Raw genomic sequence first — 15,895 nt, forward strand, 5'->3', positions numbered from 1 at the left:
GCACCGGGAAGCGAACTTCCGTGTCGGTGCCCCGGGCCGCTTGGTGAATGCCGGTCGGCTGGGATGGCCCGTCCCCGGGCCCGGGGCCCAGGGGACGTCCCGCCAACCGTTCACTGCTAGGGGTGTTGGGACTTAGGAGGCCTTCGGGCCGTTGTCCTCGTTGTTGAGACGGCGCAGGGTCTCCTCCGGGGTTTCGGAGTCGGTGTTGCCGGCTGCGTCGGCTGCCGGGGTCTCCGCCGGGGTCACGGTGGACTCGGTGAGCGACGAAGCGTCGTTCGGGACCTCGACGGCCGGAACCTCAACGGCCGGGGCTGCGGCCTCGGAGGCAACGACCTTGGCAACGGTCTGCGAGTGGACCGTGACGTTGTTGCCCGGGGAAACCTCCAGGACGATCTTGTTCTCATCGGTGTCGATGCTCACGATGCGTCCGAAGAGGCCGAACTGGGTCATGACCTCGGCGCCGGGCTGCAGGTTCGAGCGGATCTCTTCCTGGGCCTTGGCCGCCTTCTTACGGCCGCGCATCATCATGAAGATCAGCAGGCCGAATGCGGCGAGCATGATCAGCATGGTCGGGTCGAATGGGGCCTTCGCGCCAGCGGCGGCCTGGGCCAAAACGTAATCGGTCACGAGTAAATACCTGTTTCTCAGTCATAGTCATCGGTCTGCGCACGGATCGATTGCAGCCGGTGGGCGTACTTATCCTATCCTGCGAAGATGAAGAAACTGTGACCAAGACCAACATTTGCCCTGTCAGTATCCTTTGAATCCCCACCGTCGGACCGGCGGGCCGACAGGGAATCCGGTCACTCGGCGTCGTCCCCGTCGTCATCGAAGGCACCTCGCCCGGCGAACATCGCCTCGGCGGGCATGCGCAGGCCCAGGTGGTCCCAGGCCGCCGCCGTCGCAATGCGGCCGCGCGGGGTGCGGCCCAGCAGGCCCTCGCGCACCAGGTAGGGTTCGGCAACCGTTTCGACGGTTTCGGTCTCCTCCCCGACGGCGATCGCCAGCGTCGAAAGGCCCACCGGCCCACCGCCGAACTTGGTGCACAGGGCGTGCAGGACAGAGCGGTCGAGCCGGTCCAGCCCGCGCGCGTCGACTTCGTACATGTCAAGCGCGGCGGACGCCGCCCGGGCATCGATGTTCTCCAGCCGGTTCACCAGCGCCCAGTCGCGCACGCGGCGCAGCAGGCGGTTGGCGATGCGGGGGGTGCCGCGCGAACGCGAGGCGATCTCGCTGAAGGCCGCGGAATTGACCTTCAGCGAAAGCATCATGGCCGAACGGCGCAGCACCAACTCGAGTTCCTCCACGCTGTAGAACTCCAGGTGCCCGGTGAACCCGAAGCGGTCGCGCAGCGGGCCCGGAAGCAGGCCGGCGCGGGTGGTGGCCCCGACGAGGGTGAAGGGGGGAAGCTCGAGCGGGATGGCCGTGGCCCCGGCCCCCTTGCCGACGATGATGTCCACGCGGAAGTCCTCCATCGCCATGTAGAGCATTTCCTCGGCGGGGCGGCTCATCCGGTGGATCTCGTCCAGGAAGAGGACCTCGCCCTCGGTCAGCGAGGAGAGGATCGCGGCCAGGTCCCCGGCATGCTGGATGGCGGGGCCCGAGCTGATGCGCAGCGGCGCGTTCATTTCGGCGGCGATGATCATCGACAGCGTCGTCTTGCCCAGGCCCGGAGGGCCGGAAAGCAGCACGTGGTCGGCGGTGCGTTCGCGGATCTTCGAGGCCTCGAGCACCAGCGAGAGCTGTTGGCGGACCCGGGACTGACCCACGAAGTCGTCGAGGTTCTTGGGGCGGAGCGCAGCCTCGAGGGCGCGCTCCTCGGGTTCGGAACCCGCGTTGGTGAGGGTGCCGGATTCGCTCATGGTCTACTCCTAGGGTCAGGCCCGCGTGCCGCGGCCCAGGGAACGCAGCACGGCCCGAAGGATCTCGGGAACGCTGCCATTGGCGGTGGTGGACGGATCCGACTTGGCCAGGGCCTCGAGCGCCTTGGTGGCGTCCTTCTCGGTCCAGCCCAGTCCGGTGAGCGCCTCGATGACCTGGGCCTCCCAGGCGGGGGCGGCGGCGGTGCCACCGGTGGACACGGCACCGGTGGGGGTGAGTTTCCCGGAGAGTTCCAGCACGATGCGTTCGGCGCCCTTGGGCCCGATGCCGGATACCTTGGTGAAGGCCTTGGTGTCCTTGGTGCTTGCCGCGATGCGGACTTCCTCCGGGGTGTGCACGGCGAGGATGGCAAGCCCCGTGCGCGGGCCGATGCCCGACACACCGATGAGGACCTCGAACACCTCGCGCTCCTCTCCGCTGGCGAACCCGAAGAGCGTCATCGAGTCCTCGCGGACCACCATGGAGGTGTGCACCAGGGCCTCGCGGCCCACGAAGAGCGTGGAAAGAGTTTGCGGTGTCGCCTGGATGAGCATGCCGAACCCGCCGACCTCGATGACGGCGCTGTTCAGGTTGACTTGCTGCGCCACTCCCCTGAGCGTACTGATCATCTGGCAGGCCTCCGGTGTCTTGGGGTTTGCCGGCGAACGGGCCCGGCAATACGAATATATCTACGAACAGCTTACAGGTCTGGCGCCTGTCGTTCGTGGATTTGATCGCCGGGCAGCGTCGGGAGCCGGTACCCGCCGGGTTCCCGACGGCACCCCGTCAGCGGGACTTGACGCTGCGCGCCTTGGCCTCGGCAGCGATCCAGGCCCGCTGGGCCGGGGTCAGGCCCGAGGTTCCGCCGCGCGGGGAGGACGCGGAAGCGGCGGCGCCGGCCGCCCCGAAGGCAGCTCCGCGCCACCCGTGCGTGATGGCCAGGGCCGCGGCATCTGCGGCGTCGGCGGGCGAGGGCGGCTCGTCCAGGCGCAGGATCTTCGCGACCATCTTGCCGACGGCCTGCTTGTTGGACTGCCCGGATCCCGTCACCGCGGCCTTGACCTCGGTGGGGGTGTGCAACGCCACGGGGATCTCGCGGCGGGCCGCGGCAACGATCACGATGCCGGAGGCCTGCGCCGTGCCCATGACGGTGCTGACGTTGAGCTGGCTGAAGACTCGCTCGAGGGCGACAACGTCGGGCTTGTGCGCATCGAGCCAGGCATCGATGCCGTCGGCGATCGCCAGCAGCCTGAGGTCAAGCGGCGTCCCGGCTTCGGTCCCGATGACCGTGACGTCGATGAGCGTGGCGCGCCTGTTGGGTTCGACGTCGACCACGGCCAGACCGCAACGGGTCAGTCCGGGGTCGACGCCCACCACTCGCAGGGCCAAGGAGGCCTAGGCCTCTTCGAGTTCTGCCATGACCTCGGCGCTGATGTTGGCGTTCGAGTAGACGTTCTGCACGTCGTCGAGCTCCTCCAGCGCCTCGGCAAGCTTCAGGAACTTGGTGGCGGCATCCGCATCGAGGTCGACCTGCATCGAAGGCACGAATTCGACTTCGTCGCTCTCGTACTCGATGCCCGCCTCTTCGAGTGCTGCAACGACGGCGCGCAGGTCGGTGGGCTCGCTGTGGATCTCGAAGGAATCACCGGCCTCCTTGACCTCGTCCGCGCCGGCGTCGAGCACGGCCATGAGGACGTCGTCCTCGGTCAGGCCGTTCTTCGGCAGGCCGACGACGCCCTTGCGGGTGAAGAGGTAGGCCACCGAGCCCGGGTCGGCCACGGTGCCGCCGTTGCGGGTGATGCCCAGGCGGACCTCGGAGGCGGCGCGGTTCTTGTTGTCGGTGAGGCACTCGATCAGCAGGGCCGAGCCCTGGGGGCCACGTGCTTCGTAGATGATCTCGGTGTAGTCGATGACCTCACCGGTCAGGCCGGCACCGCGCTTGACGGCGCGGTCGATGTTGTCGTTGGGGACCGAGGTCTTCTTGGCCTTGGAAATCGCGAGTTCAAGTGCCGGGTTGCCGGCAACGTCGGCGCCGCCGGCTCGTGCCGCGACCTCGATGTTCTTGATCAGCTTGGCGAAGGACTTGGCGCGCTTGGCGTCAATGGCGGCCTTCTTGTGTTTGGTGGTTGCCCATTTGGAGTGGCCGGACATGCTTACGCTTCTCCTCTGATCATGTGGATGAATAATTCGTGAATACGGCGTTCGCCCGTCACCTCCGGGTGGAAGGACGTCGCCAGCAGGTTTCCCGAACGTACTGCAACAATTCTATCCACCTGAACCCCGTCGGCGTTCATCGGCGTGTTCGCGGCAGGAATAGTGGCCAACGCCTCCACGGACGGGCCGATGGACTCGACCCACGGTGCGCGGATGAAGACGGCGCGCACGGGCTTGGTCGGCTCGTCGGGGTCCTGGCTGGAGAGCGACTCGAGGCCGCGGACCTGCATGTCGACCTCGAAAGAGTCGACCTGGCGGCCGAAGGCGTTGCGGCGCACCACCATGTCGATGCCTCCGAAGCTCTGCTGCGGCTCGCCCTTGAGGTTGGATGTCGGGTCGGCGATGGTGTTGGCCAGCATGATCATCCCGGCGCAGGACCCGTAGACCGGGAAACCGTCGGCGATGCGCGCCTTGAGGGCGTCGGCCACGCCGTACATGCGCGAGAGCTTGTCGATGACCGTGGATTCGCCGCCGGGGATGACCAGGCCCTCGACCTGTGCCAGCTCCTTCGGAGTCTTGACCGGGACGGCCTCCGCGCCCAGGGCGGCGAGGGTGTGGAGATGTTCACGCACATCGCCCTGCAGGGCGAGCACTCCTATTCGTGACACGTGTGTCGCTTTCTGGTTGTCCTTGTATCCCCGCCTGCGGCTTGGGCAGGCGGACAGCCAAGTTTAAGCCCGCGGCGGCCCGCATCCCATGTTGATGACACGGCGCGTCGGACAGTGCCGGGATCAGCGGGTCCCCGGAACCCATTGCGTGGCGCCGGCGTCCCGGGCACCGAAGGCGTTGACGGTTGCCGTGGTGCGTGCCAGCGATGCATCATCCCCGGCCTTGTCGGTGCAGGGCTTTCCGGCCGGGGCGGGCAGCGCGCACCAGCGCGCCGGGTCCTGCGCCATGACGTGCGGGGCCCACCGCAGCTGCCCGGGTTTCCAGTCGTCCGCGGTCCGTACGAACTGCATGTTCACGGTGATGCCCTCGCGGTTCAGCGGGGTCTTCGTGGCGTGTTGCGCCACGGAATTGCCCAGCCCGTAAACGATCCAGGTGTCGCCGCGCTTCTCGATGGGCAGCACCGAGTGGGTGTGGTGGGAGTAGACGAAGTCGAACTCGCCGCTGTCCGCCAGCGCCCGGTAGAGCCGCTTCTGCCCGGCGGTGGGCCGCTGGGTGTATTCGGCCCCGTCGTGGATGGCGGCCAGGACGATCTCGGCCCCCGCGGCGCGTGCCGCCTTGGCCCGGGACACCAGCGAAGCCTGCTCGATTCCATCGACACGCCAGGGATGGTCCTCGGCGACGCCGTTGAGCGAGTAGGTGCCGGCGATGACTGCGACCTTGGCGCCGCCGACCCGGACCACCAGGGGCTTGCCCGCTTCCTGCGCGCTTCGGTAGGAGCCCGTGGACACGAGGCCGGCGGCATCCAGCGCGTCGAGGGTGCGGACCACGCCGGCCACTCCCCCGTCCATCGAGTGGTTGCTGGCAGTGGTGCAGCCGTCGTACCCCACGGCCTTGAGGGCCGGGACGATTTCCCGGGGCACCGTGAACATGGGGTAGCCCCGGTACGGTCCGCCCTTCGGCGCCAGCGGTGTCTCGAGATTGCACAGCGAGAGGTCGGCCTCGTCCAGGAAGGGCGCGATGCCGGCAAGCAGCGGTGCGAAGTCGAGCTTCCCGCCGCCGTCCCGTGCGGCCTGCTCCCACAGGGCGGGGTGCAGCAGGATGTCGCCGGCGACGGCCACCTCGAGGCATTGCTCCCCGGGGCAACCCGGATCGCCGGGCGGCGATGACCTCGATGCCGTCGCGTCTGGTTCCTGCGCCTCGCTTTCCGGCGCCGGTGCGGGTGCTGGTGCTGGAGTCGGTGTTGTTGCCGGCGTCGCTGACGATGCGGGCACCGTGTCCTCGACCGACGACGCGGTGCCCGGCGGCTGCACGGGAACCCCGGAGCAGGCCCCCAGCACGAGGGGCAAGGCGAGCACGGGAAACAGGGCAATGGATCGCCCGGCCCGGGCGGAAGCGGCTCGTCGTTCGCGCATAGCCACGAGCCTAACCCCGGAGGAGTCCCGGCGGCGCGGGAAACACACGGCGCGGCGGGCATGTGACAGGCTTGGAGGCATGCAGAATCCGTTGCTTGAGCGAAGCACCTTGCCCTTCGAGTTCCCCGACTTCCCCGCCATCAGCGCGGCCCACTACCTGGAGGCGGCAGAGCAGGGGGTGGCGCTGCAGTTGGAGGAGCTGCGCGCCATCGCGCGCAATCCCGACGCGCCGAGCTTCGAGAACACCTTCCTCGCCCTGGAACGCAGCGGACAGCTGCTGCGCCGGGCCGTGATGGCCTACGGCACGGTCTTCTCCGCGCACGGCACCGATGCGCTGCGCGAGATCGATCCGACCCTCCAGGCCCTCTACTCCGGCCACCTCGACGCGATCCACCTGGACCAGGAGCTCTTTGACCGCCTCGCCTCCCTCGACGCCTCCGGGCTCCGGGGCGAGGACGCACGGCTGGTCTCCGAAACGCTGCGCACCTTCCGGGCCGCGGGCGCGGAGCTCGACGAACAGCGCAAGGCGACGCTGCGCGAGCTCAACGGGAGGATCACCGACCTCTCCTCCGAGTACTCCCGCAAGCTGCTCGGGGCCATGAACGAGGCGGCCGTCCACTTCGCAAACGCCGCGGACCTCGCCGGGCTCAGCGAGGGCGAGCTTGCCTCGGCCGCGGATGCGGCGCGCGAGGCCGGCCACGACTCCGGCTACCTGCTGACCCTGGTGCTGCCGACCTCCCAGCCGCTGCTGGCCACGTTGGAAAACAGCGATTCCCGGCGCCGCCTCTTCGAGGCCTCGGTGTCCCGCGGGCTGGAGGGCGAAAACCGCACCCTGGAGCTTGCGGCACAGATGGCCGCGCTGCGCGCAACCCGCGCGGAACTGCTGGGCCATGCCACACATGCCGACGTCGTCCTGGAGGATGCCACGGCGCCGTCCCTCGAGGCGGTGCGCGAACGCCTTGCCGAACTCGTCCCCGCGGCCGTGGCCAACGCGCGGGCGGAAGCCGAGGAACTGGCGAAGGTTGCCGGGTCGCCGATCCGCCCGTGGGATTGGGCCTACCACTCGGCCGCGGTGGCAAGGGAACGCTACACCCTTGACCGCGCGGCGCTGCGCGAGTACTTCGAGCTCGACGCGGTGCTTGAACGCGGCGTCTTCGCAGCAGCGCACCGGCTCTACGGACTCTCCTTCGCCGAGCGCACCGACCTGCCCCTCTACCACCCGGACGCACGCACCTGGGAGGTCCGCAACGAGGACGGCAGCGTGCTGGGGTTGTTCCTGGGCGACTTCTTCGCCCGTCCCACCAAGGCCGGCGGAGCCTGGATGAACTCGATCCGCGAATCCGTCGGGATCTTCGGGGAACGCCCCGTGGTCACCAACACGCTGAACATCCCCAAGCCGGCCGCGGGCGAACCAGCCCTGGTGAGCTTCGACGAGGTCAACACGCTCTTCCACGAGTTCGGCCACGCCCTGCACGGGCTGTTTTCCGCGGGCAAGTACCCGTCGCTGGCCGGGACCTCGGTGCCGCGCGACTTCGTGGAGTACCCCTCGCAGGTCAACGAGATGTGGTCGCTGCACCGGGACATCCTGCCCGGGTACGCCTCCCACACCCGGACCGGGGAACCCCTGCCGGAAGGCACCATCGACAAGCTGGAGGCAGCGGCGCTGTGGGGCGAGGGCTTCGCCACGACCGAGTACCTCAGTGCGGCAATCCTCGACCTGGCCTGGCACTCGCTGCCGGTCGGCGAGCCCGTCGCGGACCCGGCGGCCTTCGAGGAGCGCGTCCTCGCCGAGGCCGGGCTGGTCCCGGACCTGGTGCCGCCGCGCTACCGCACCGGCTACTTCAAGCACATCTTCGACGGCGGCTACTCGGCCGGCTACTACTCCTACATCTGGTCCGAGGTCCTGGACGCCGACACCGTGGAGTGGTTCACCGAGAACGGCGGCCTGCGCCGGGAGAACGGGGACCGCTTCCGCGGCGAACTGCTTTCGCGCGGCAACACGCGCGACCCGCTCGAATCGTACGGGCTCTTCCGTGGCCGCCAGGCACGGATCGAGCCGTTGCTGGTGCGCCGCGGGCTGGCCACGGGACAGGACTCATGACCACCATCAGTTTTGCCCAGGAGACGCTGACCCAGTGGCACCAGGCCATGGCGATCGCCACGGGCGGCAAACTCTTCACGACGCACGGCTGCGCGTGGGCCTGGCAGCCGGCACGACGCCGGCTCGTGCTGCTCTTCCCCCGGCACGCGCAGGAGGCGGGAATCCGCCCCGGCCTGGCCGAGGGAACCCGGCTCGGCGCCCGCCGCGTCGAGGCCTGGGTCAACTCCGGCGCCCCGGCCGGCGGGCTGCAGGACGCCGGCTTCACCGACTCCGCGCAGGTCAGCTGGCATGCCGGTGAACTGATGAGCCCGCCCGAACTGTGGCCCGGGCGGGTGCGTCTGGGCACCGACGTGCCGGAGGCCTCCGGGGCCGACGCCCGCGAATTGCACGTGGCAAACCTGTGGCGCGACCCCGCCGCCGCGGGGCTCAGCGCTGGACACCCGGCGTTGCGGCGCATCGAGCAGGCGACAGCCCGGACCGTTGACGGCGACCTGGTCGGCCGCGCATTCGCCCAGCAAGCCCTCGGCGGGCAGCTGGCGATCCACGGGCTGGCCGTGGGCTCGGCGCACCGGCGCACGGGTGTCGGTTCGGCCCTGCTGCACGGGCTGGCCCGCGGCATGGCAAACCCGCTGGGCCTTGAGGAGAGGTCGCACATCGAGTTGATCGCCGCGGCCTCGCCGACCTCCGCCCCGTTCTTCGAGGCCAACGGCATGCGGCTGCTGGGCCGCGGCCGGCACATGGTCCTGCGGTAGGCCAATCCGGGCCACACGCCGAGCCGGAAGGTACGACGAAGGCCCGGACCGGGATCCTCGCCCCCTAGGGGTGCGCGGGTCCGGGTCCGGGCCTTCGTGTTGGCCCCGGCAAGGCCGGGACGCGGGTGCTACCAGCCGCGCTCTGCCAGGCGGTGCGGTGCCGGGATGTCGGCGACGTTGATGCCGACCATGGCCTCGCCCAGGCCGCGGGAGATGCGGGCCAGTTCGTCGGCGTCGTTGTAGAAGGTCGTGGCCTTGACCACGGCAGCGGCACGCTGTGCCGGGTTGCCGGACTTGAAGATGCCCGAGCCGACGAACACGCCGTCCGCACCCAGCTGCATCATCATGGCGGCGTCTGCCGGGGTGGCGATGCCGCCGGCGGTGAAGAGCACGACGGGAAGCTTGCCGGTCGAGGCAACTTCCTTGACCAGTTCGTACGGGGCCTGCAGTTCCTTGGCGGCAACGTACAGTTCGTCCGCCGGAAGTGCTGCGAGCTTCGCGATTTCGGCGCGGATCTTGCGCATGTGGCCCGTGGCGTTGGAAACGTCGCCGGTGCCGGCTTCGCCCTTGGAACGGATCATTGCTGCACCCTCGTTGATGCGGCGCAGGGCCTCACCGAGGTTGGTTGCACCGCAGACGAAGGGAACCTTGAAGTCCCACTTGTCGATGTGGTGCTCGTAGTCGGCCGGGGAAAGCACCTCGGACTCGTCGACGTAGTCGACACCGAGGGACTGAAGGATCTGTGCTTCGACGAAGTGGCCGATGCGTGCCTTGGCCATGACCGGGATGGAGACGGCGTTGATGATGCTGTCGATCATGTCCGGGTCGCTGGCACGCGACACGCCGCCTTCGGCGCGGATGTCGGCCGGGACGCGCTCGAGGGCCATGACGGCCACGGCGCCTGCATCTTCGGCGATGCGGGCCTGTTCCGCGGTGACAACATCCATGATGACGCCGCCCTTGAGCATTTCCGCCATGCCGCGCTTGACGCGATCGCTACCTACGGTAGTTGCCGGGGTTGAGACGCCTTCGTTTTCAGACACCTTGAGTTCCTTTCAATAAGGTGAGCAGTATGCGAATCATCGTAGGACGAGGACGTAACAAAGACCTCGGGTGTGTCGTCACATTCGACAACCGGTAGACAAGTCTACTAATCATTTGGGGTTGCGCGTCGGCGCCTGGATGGCCGAGGAACCCGCAAACACGGCGATCAGCCCCGGCCTACACACAAAATCCGCCCGTGGCAACCCCTCGCGCGCCACAAACGGCAGGCTGTCGGGTTGCACCACCCGGATCGCCTGGCCGCGCCGATGGTCTCGGACGCCCTTGCCACTGGCTGGGCCCGCGCGTAGATTTGCCGGATGGCCGACCGGGAAGAATTCCTCAACTGGATCAGGACAACGCTGTACGAAGCGGAATTTTACTTGCACCAAGGAGACGCTGGACCCCGCCGGGCCATCTGGTCCGACCGTGAGCCGGTGAGCATCCTTGGTGCCCTGCGCAATGCCCATGGCCTGGACGAGGTCGAGGAGACCTTCAGCTTTCTGGAGGGGCGGTTCTCCAACTGCACCGCCTACGAGTTCGAGCTCCAGGAGTACGACGTCGCGGGGTCGATGGCCTACACCTCAGGCTTGGAGCACACTTCGGCTTCCGTCGACGGAACGCCCGTCAGCTACACCTTGCGGGCCACCCAGGTATACCGCCGCGAGGGCGGCGAATGGAGGGTGGCACACCGCCATGCCGACAACCTGGGAATGTGAGCGGCCCGTCGGGAAGCGCGCTTAAGCGCAGTGGCCGCCGGGCAAAATGCCCGGCGGCCACTGCGTGAAGTGCTGTTCAGCCCTAGTCGATCTCAAGCCATCCGGCGGCAAGGTCCCCCCGGATGTCCCCCAGCGTGGCGGGCATCGCCTTGGTCTGGGCGATGATCGGGAAGAAGTTCCCGTCCCCGGCCCAACGCGGAACCACGTGCTGGTGCAGGTGCGCGGCGATGCCGGCCCCTCCGGTGACACCCTGGTTCATGCCCAGGTTGAAGCCCGTGGGACGCGAAACATGGCGCAGCACGCGCATCGACTTCTGCGCCAGCGCGGCCATCTCCGCGGTCTCCTCCTCCGTGATGTCGGTGTAGTCCGGCACGTGGCGGTAGGGGCAAACCAGGATGTGGCCAGGGTTGTAGGGGAAGAGGTTCAGGATCACGTACGCGGTCCTGCCCCGGTGGAGGATCAGCGAATCCTCGTCGCTGCGCGATGGCGCAACGCAGAAGGGGCACGATTCCTCGTCCTTGACCTGGTTCTGGCCGGCCTTGATGTAGGCCATCCGGTAGGGAGTCCACAGGCGCTGGAAGGAATCGGGCACCCCGGCGAGTTCGAAATCGTCGGTGACTGCCGCGTCCCGCTCCTCCTGCGAAAGCTCCTCGGGCGCTTCGATGGCTTGTGCCCGTGTGGACTCCCCCATGGATCTAGGCTTCCCGGTTCTTCACGGCGGCAACGATGCGGGCAACCGCTTCGTCCACCGGCACTCCGTTGTCGGTGCTGCCGTCGCGGAAGCGGAAGGACACAGCCCCGGCCTCGGCGTCCTCGCCACCGGCGATGAGCACGAACGGCACCTTCTCCTTGGACGCGGTGCGGATCTTCTTCGGGAAACGGTCCGAGGAGATGTCGGCCTCGGCGCGGATGCCCGCGGCCTTGAGCTTGTCGATCACGTCGAACATGTACTCGTTGAAGGCCTCGGCGACCGGGATGCCCACGACCTGGACCGGGGAGAGCCATGCCGGGAACGCGCCGGCGTAGTGCTCGGTGAGCACGCCCATGAAGCGCTCCACGGAGCCGAAGAGCGCGCGGTGGATCATGACCGGGCGCTGGCGGGTTCCGTCGGCGGCCTGGTACTCGAGCTCGAAACGCTCGGGCAGGTTGAAGTCCAGCTGGATGGTGGACATCTGCCAGGTGCGCCCCAGCGCGTCCTTGGCCTGCACGGAGATCTTCGGGCCGTAGAAGGCCGCTCCTCCCGGGTCCGGGACCAGCTCCAGGCCGGAGGCCTCGGCGACCTCGGCAAGGGTGCGGGTGGCTTCCTCCCAGACGTCGTCGTCGCCGACGAACTTCTCCTCGTTCTTGGTGGAGAGCTCCAGGTAGAAGTCATCCAGCCCGTAGTCCTTGAGCAGGCCCAGCACGAAGTTCAGCGTCTCGGTCAGCTCGTCCTTCATCTGCTCCTTGGTGCAGTAGATGTGGGCGTCGTCCTGGGTCATGCCGCGCACGCGCGTCAGGCCGTGGACCACGCCGGACTTCTCGTAGCGGTAGACCGAACCGAATTCGAACAGGCGCAGCGGCAGTTCGCGGTACGAACGCCCGCGGGAGCCGAAGATCAGGTTGTGCATCGGGCAGTTCATCGGCTTGAGGTAGTAATCCTGGCCGGGCTTGCGCACCGTGCCGTCCTCGTTGAGCTCTGCGTCCACGTGCATCGCCGGGAACATGCCGTCCTTGTACCAGTCAAGGTGGCCGGAGACCTCGTAGAGGTGGCCCTTGGTGATGTGCGGGGTGTAGACGAACTCGTAGCCGGCCTCGACGTGGCGTGCGCGCGAGTAGTCTTCCATTTCCTTGCGGATGATGCCGCCGCGCGGGTGGAACACCGGCAGGCCGGAACCCAGCTCGTCGGGGAAGGAGAAGAGGTCAAGCTCGACGCCGAGCTTGCGGTGGTCGCGGCGCTCGGCCTCGGCGATGCGCTCCTGGTATGCCTTGAGTGCTTCCTTGGTCGGCCACGCGGTGCCGTAGATGCGCTGCAGCTGCTGGTTGTTCTGGTTGCCCAGCCAGTAGGCCGCCGAGGTGCGGGTCAGCGCGAAGGCGTTGGAGATCAGCTTGGTGTTGGGCAGGTGCGGGCCGCGGCACAGGTCGCACCACACGACGTCGCCGGACTTGCGGTCGACGTTCTCGTAGATCGTGATCTCGCCGGCGCCGACCTCGACGTTCACGCCCTCGCCGGCGGAATCGGCCTCGTTGGCCTTCTTCAGCAGCTCCAGCTTGTACGGCTCGTTGGCCATGGCCTTGCGGGCCTCGTCCTCGGTGACGACGCGGCGGGCGAACTTCTGGTTCTGGTTGACGATCTTGAGCATCATCTTCTCGAGGGTCTTCAGGTCCTCGGGAGTGAACGGCTCGGCGACGTCGAAGTCGAAGTAGAAACCGTCGGTGATGTACGGGCCGATGCCCAGCTTGGCATCGGGACGCAGCTGCTGCACGGCCTGGGCCATGACGTGCGCGGTGGAGTGGCGCAGGACCTCGAGCCCGGCGGGGGAATCGATGGTGACTCGCTCGACGGCGGTCCCGGCCTCAAGCGGGCGGGAAAGGTCGCGAAGCACGCCATCGACGTGCATGACCACGACGTCGCGGTCATCAAAGTACAGCTCGGCCCCGGTAGTACCGGCATTCACCTCGCGTTGTTCACCATCGACGGTCAGTGTGATTTGCTCAAGCACTACGGTTCCTCGTTTCGTTGTCCGGCTTCATAGCTTGTGGCATACGATGACCACAGCCAGCCAACATCCAGCTTAACGGAACCCTTCGGCGCCCCACCAATCGGCGCGCGTGCCGGCAGGGCAATTGGCCTCAGTACAAATCCACATCCCACAAGCCGCATCACTGCCTCAAACCTTGCAACCCGCCAGCAAGCGGAGTGAGACAGCGCGTTTCCCGACTCCATAGCCTTGGAGAACCCACTGGCTATCCAAGGTTGTGACCATAACCTTGGATAGCAGATCCACCATCCAAGGCTAATGAGGAATCAATGAAGGTTCCGTGGCCGTCCCGTGATTCGGAACTCTTGTCCTGGACACCAAGCGGTCAAGGCCCCAAAGAAGACCGCATGTTCACACGCTTCGTTGCCAGCATTCCCCCCTTGATTGCGGACGAAGTCTGGGTTCCGGATTCTGAACTGTCGACCCTATGCGAACAAGCCGTTGTGTCGATTACTCGCCTTGATGCAACCGCCGGCATGCTCCTGGCGCCGCTGACCGGATTCCTGCTTCGCATTGAGGCCCAGTCATCCTCAAAAATAGAATTCGTTGAAGCGCCTCAGATTGATCTTGCACGCGCGCCCCTCGGGATTCGGGCCAGCGACGATGCCAAATCAACTATTTCCGCCGCAGACGCTATCGAAAATCTGATCCGGGCTGCCGAGACCCAAAACCCCGCGGATATCGGCGCCCTGACAACTGCGCACGCAATTCTCATGAAAGACGATCCCTACGAGACCCGGTATGCGGCAAGATCCGCGATGTACAGAACTGGATCCGGGGTTCTGACTACTCTCCTCGAAATGCCGTCCATGTTCCGCCCGCTCCGGAAAAAGCCGAAGCCCTGATGGCTGATTTGCAGTCTTTTTGCGGCAGACGAGACATTCCGGCCCTCGCGCATGCCCACTTTGAGAGCATCCACCCGTTTACTGATGGAAATGGGCGCATAGGACGGGCCCTCATCAACGCGATCCTTAGATACCGCGGATTGACCCAGACGGCTGTCATACCCATTGCCTCTGCTTTCGCCGCACGCCGCGACTGGTATTTCGAGCTCGTCAACACCTATCGAACAGGTCGCGGTGCCCTATTCGTGGAATTCCTCGCAAGTAGTGCAATCGTCGTTTGTCAGGAAGCCGAGGCTTCGGCGCGGATTCTTGCCGAGATGCCGAGTCTTTGGCGTGAAATGGTCAAGCCCCGAGCAGGCTCCGCGGCGGACAGCCTCATCGACACGCTACTCGCCACACCGCTCCTAACTGTTGAATCCGCATCCCAACGACTGGGACTCAGCAATACAGCGGCAAATTCCGGAATCCGGAAACTAGAAGAAGCCCGCGTGCTGAGATCGGTCGGCCGGGGAAGCCGTGATCGGGCATGGAGCGCAGGGGACGTACTGGATGAAACCGAGAGCCTGGTCCAACGCATCGGCGAACATCGGGAACAGCTCTTGACACCGAATGTACGTGCACATCTGGCAGCGGCGGGCCTCCTCGGCATCTGACCACCGTTCGAGTGGATTCCCTCCACCGCGCCTGCATTTTGGGGGCACCAGCACTGGAAGCCGGATGCGTTTTCAAAGGTGGCTTGGCCCGACCCCTTGGTCGCCCGGTCCTGGCGAACGTTTTCCCATCGCCGGAGTACCGGCAGTTACAAGCTGGCCCCTTGACCGCGGGCATGTTCCACGAACTGCATTCACAAGCAGATGCACTTATCAAAACCCGGCACCGCCTGCGTCCGTCCATCCAAAGCCGTCCCGACCCCCACGAATACAACCAACCTCTAGTTGTTCCCGGGTTCGCGGACTAACATGCAGGCATGGAAACCCGCGTGAACCTCAGCAAGTCCGATCCGGCCGCGTATGCGGCGTTGTTGGCCATGAACAAGGCCGCCACCGAGGCGGCCAGGGCGGCCGATCTCGACCCGAAGCTGTGCGAACTCATCAAGATCAGGGCCTCGCAACTCAACGGGTGCAGTTACTGCCTGCGCATGCACACGCGAGATGCGATAAAACTGGGAGAAAGCAGCGACCGCTTGGCGGTGTTGCCGGCGTGGCGAGAGTCGGAGTACTTCACGGCCGTTGAGCGCGCGGCCCTGGCCTTGAGCGAATCGATCACCCTGGTGTCGGTGGACCAGGTCCCCCGCGACACGTACACGATGGCATCGTCCGTGCTCAGCGACGCGCAGGTGTCGGCGGTGGCATGGCTCAGCGCCGCAATCAACATGTTCAACCGCGTGGCGATCACCAGCCGCTATCCGGTGTCGCCGTAGGGCACTGCAATCATTCCCTGGGTGATTCGGGGCCCAAGCGTGTCCGCAACCCGGAGTTGTCTTGGTCGGACCCGTTCAACAGGAAGCGGTCATACGGTGTGGGTGCGGTTGGTGCCAGGCAATGCCGTTTGCCCCCAGTCCGTACGCGGCCCCGGCCCGGTGTTCGTTCCTCCCGGCCGGGTAC

At 66.7% G+C, this 15,895-nt stretch carries 16 protein-coding genes; 6 read left to right on the forward strand and 10 right to left on the reverse strand.

Going from position 1 to position 15,895, the window contains the following annotated elements; all coding sequences use genetic code 11:
• Positions 1 to 132 precede the first annotated feature (132 nt).
• From yajC to ACSYDW_RS00525, 7 genes are all read right to left on the reverse strand, one after another.
• Positions 133 to 627 carry a preprotein translocase subunit YajC gene (gene yajC / locus ACSYDW_RS00495; protein ID WP_438336744.1) on the reverse strand — a complete coding sequence of 165 codons (495 nt, stop codon included), beginning with the start codon at positions 625 to 627 and terminating at the stop codon, positions 133 to 135.
• Positions 628 to 803: 176 nt separating this feature from the next.
• Positions 804 to 1,862: a Holliday junction branch migration DNA helicase RuvB gene (gene ruvB / locus ACSYDW_RS00500; RefSeq protein WP_438336745.1), complete on the reverse strand. Its 1,059-nt coding sequence runs from the start codon at positions 1,860 to 1,862 to the stop codon at positions 804 to 806.
• Positions 1,863 to 1,877: 15 nt separating this feature from the next.
• The gene (ruvA, locus tag ACSYDW_RS00505) at positions 1,878 to 2,489 is read right to left on the reverse strand and encodes a Holliday junction branch migration protein RuvA (protein WP_438336746.1); all 612 of its coding nucleotides are present in this window, start codon (positions 2,487 to 2,489) and stop codon (positions 1,878 to 1,880) included.
• Positions 2,490 to 2,646: 157 nt separating this feature from the next.
• Positions 2,647 to 3,249 carry a crossover junction endodeoxyribonuclease RuvC gene (ruvC, locus tag ACSYDW_RS00510; protein WP_438336747.1) on the reverse strand — a complete coding sequence of 201 codons (603 nt, stop codon included), beginning with the start codon at positions 3,247 to 3,249 and terminating at the stop codon, positions 2,647 to 2,649.
• Between the two features lie 6 nt (positions 3,250 to 3,255).
• A complete protein-coding gene (locus tag ACSYDW_RS00515) occupies positions 3,256 to 4,011 on the reverse strand; it encodes a YebC/PmpR family DNA-binding transcriptional regulator (RefSeq protein ID WP_438336748.1) in 756 nt (251 codons plus the stop codon).
• A gap of 2 nt (positions 4,012 to 4,013) precedes the next feature.
• The gene (pdxT, locus tag ACSYDW_RS00520; protein WP_438336749.1) at positions 4,014 to 4,682 is read right to left on the reverse strand and encodes a pyridoxal 5'-phosphate synthase glutaminase subunit PdxT; all 669 of its coding nucleotides are present in this window, start codon (positions 4,680 to 4,682) and stop codon (positions 4,014 to 4,016) included.
• Positions 4,683 to 4,805: 123 nt separating this feature from the next.
• The gene (locus ACSYDW_RS00525; protein ID WP_438336750.1) at positions 4,806 to 6,095 is read right to left on the reverse strand and encodes a CapA family protein; all 1,290 of its coding nucleotides are present in this window, start codon (positions 6,093 to 6,095) and stop codon (positions 4,806 to 4,808) included.
• A 79-nt stretch (positions 6,096 to 6,174) separates the two neighbouring features.
• Between ACSYDW_RS00525 and ACSYDW_RS00530 the strand changes: the two genes are divergently transcribed.
• On the forward strand, positions 6,175 to 8,196 hold the full coding sequence (locus ACSYDW_RS00530) for a M3 family metallopeptidase (protein ID WP_438336751.1): 2,022 nt from the start codon (positions 6,175 to 6,177) through the stop codon (positions 8,194 to 8,196).
• Positions 8,193 to 8,948 (forward strand): GNAT family N-acetyltransferase, encoded by a 756-nt coding sequence (locus ACSYDW_RS00535; RefSeq protein ID WP_438336752.1) that lies wholly within the window; start codon positions 8,193 to 8,195, stop codon positions 8,946 to 8,948. Before ACSYDW_RS00530 ends, ACSYDW_RS00535 begins: the two co-directional genes overlap by 4 nt.
• Positions 8,949 to 9,076: 128 nt before the next feature.
• Here the strand turns inward: ACSYDW_RS00535 and pdxS are convergent, their stop codons facing one another.
• Positions 9,077 to 9,991 (reverse strand): pyridoxal 5'-phosphate synthase lyase subunit PdxS, encoded by a 915-nt coding sequence (gene pdxS, locus ACSYDW_RS00540; protein ID WP_438336753.1) that lies wholly within the window; start codon positions 9,989 to 9,991, stop codon positions 9,077 to 9,079.
• Positions 9,992 to 10,309: 318 nt separating this feature from the next.
• On the opposite strand from pdxS, the gene ACSYDW_RS00545 reads away from it, so the two are divergent.
• Complete coding sequence (locus ACSYDW_RS00545; protein WP_438336754.1) at positions 10,310 to 10,708, forward strand: DUF4440 domain-containing protein; 399 nt, start codon at positions 10,310 to 10,312, stop codon at positions 10,706 to 10,708.
• Positions 10,709 to 10,790: 82 nt separating this feature from the next.
• Here ACSYDW_RS00545 and ACSYDW_RS00550 read toward each other — a convergent pair whose 3' ends face one another.
• Together ACSYDW_RS00550 and thrS are read right to left on the reverse strand one after the other, a co-directional pair.
• Positions 10,791 to 11,399 (reverse strand): HIT family protein, encoded by a 609-nt coding sequence (locus ACSYDW_RS00550; protein WP_438336755.1) that lies wholly within the window; start codon positions 11,397 to 11,399, stop codon positions 10,791 to 10,793.
• A 4-nt stretch (positions 11,400 to 11,403) separates the two neighbouring features.
• Entirely contained in the window at positions 11,404 to 13,407 is a 2,004-nt protein-coding gene (thrS, locus tag ACSYDW_RS00555; protein WP_438336756.1) for a threonine--tRNA ligase, read from the reverse strand.
• Between the two features lie 386 nt (positions 13,408 to 13,793).
• Here thrS and ACSYDW_RS00560 point away from each other — a divergent pair, with 386 nt between their 5' ends.
• The 3 genes from ACSYDW_RS00560 (at position 13,794) to ACSYDW_RS00570 (ending at position 15,711) form a co-directional block, all read left to right on the forward strand.
• The gene (locus tag ACSYDW_RS00560; protein ID WP_438336757.1) at positions 13,794 to 14,291 is read left to right on the forward strand and encodes a Fic family protein; all 498 of its coding nucleotides are present in this window, start codon (positions 13,794 to 13,796) and stop codon (positions 14,289 to 14,291) included.
• Positions 14,219 to 14,944: a Fic family protein gene (locus ACSYDW_RS00565; RefSeq protein ID WP_438337311.1), complete on the forward strand. Its 726-nt coding sequence runs from the start codon at positions 14,219 to 14,221 to the stop codon at positions 14,942 to 14,944. The genes ACSYDW_RS00560 and ACSYDW_RS00565 overlap by 73 nt, the downstream gene beginning before the upstream one ends.
• Positions 14,945 to 15,270: 326 nt before the next feature.
• Positions 15,271 to 15,711 carry a carboxymuconolactone decarboxylase family protein gene (locus tag ACSYDW_RS00570; RefSeq protein ID WP_438336758.1) on the forward strand — a complete coding sequence of 147 codons (441 nt, stop codon included), beginning with the start codon at positions 15,271 to 15,273 and terminating at the stop codon, positions 15,709 to 15,711.
• The last annotated feature ends 184 nt before the right edge of the window (positions 15,712 to 15,895 follow it).

The sequence above is a fragment of the Paeniglutamicibacter selenitireducens genome (assembly GCF_051550675.1).
Classification (GTDB): Bacteria; Actinomycetota; Actinomycetes; order Actinomycetales; family Micrococcaceae; genus Paeniglutamicibacter.

Coding starts and splice junctions, on each gene's coding strand:
- ACSYDW_RS00550 (WP_438336755.1), bottom strand. CDS start 11,399: ATGGGGGAGTCCACACGGGCACAAGCCATCGAAGCGCCCGAGGAGCTT.
- ACSYDW_RS00560 (WP_438336757.1), top strand. CDS start 13,794: ATGTTCACACGCTTCGTTGCCAGCATTCCCCCCTTGATTGCGGACGAA.
- ACSYDW_RS00515 (WP_438336748.1), bottom strand. CDS start 4,011: ATGTCCGGCCACTCCAAATGGGCAACCACCAAACACAAGAAGGCCGCC.
- ACSYDW_RS00530 (WP_438336751.1), top strand. CDS start 6,175: ATGCAGAATCCGTTGCTTGAGCGAAGCACCTTGCCCTTCGAGTTCCCC.
- ACSYDW_RS00535 (WP_438336752.1), top strand. CDS start 8,193: ATGACCACCATCAGTTTTGCCCAGGAGACGCTGACCCAGTGGCACCAG.
- ruvB (WP_438336745.1), bottom strand. CDS start 1,862: ATGAGCGAATCCGGCACCCTCACCAACGCGGGTTCCGAACCCGAGGAG.
- ACSYDW_RS00525 (WP_438336750.1), bottom strand. CDS start 6,095: ATGCGCGAACGACGAGCCGCTTCCGCCCGGGCCGGGCGATCCATTGCC.
- ruvA (WP_438336746.1), bottom strand. CDS start 2,489: ATGATCAGTACGCTCAGGGGAGTGGCGCAGCAAGTCAACCTGAACAGC.
- ACSYDW_RS00545 (WP_438336754.1), top strand. CDS start 10,310: ATGGCCGACCGGGAAGAATTCCTCAACTGGATCAGGACAACGCTGTAC.